This is a genomic window from Nocardia citri (genome assembly GCF_054065835.1).
Genome location: NZ_JBSUQM010000095.1, coordinates 1 through 224, shown reverse-complemented (window position 1 = coordinate 224; position 224 = coordinate 1). Strand labels below are relative to the sequence as shown.

1 pseudogene is annotated in these 224 nt (G+C 65.6%); it reads left to right on the top strand.

Features of this window, described 5'->3' with window-relative positions:
* Positions 1–224 (top strand): annotated as a pseudogene (locus ACW2Q0_RS31270) (FtsK/SpoIIIE domain-containing protein); the annotation flags it as partial.

Genomic DNA, 224 nt, shown 5'->3' with positions numbered 1-224 from the left:
GCGATGCTGCGTGAAGCCGTGGAAGAGATGCGCGAACGCCTGGCCCGGATGCGTACCGCTGGTGTCCGCAAGCTCGTCCCCAGCATCGATGAGCCGTTGATCCTGATCATCATCGACGAAGCCGCTTCCCTGTCGTCTTACGCCGAACGCGACGAGCAGCAGGAGTTCCGGCGCCTGACCGGTCTGCTGCTGTCCCAAGGCCGCGCGGCCGCGGTGTCAGTCGT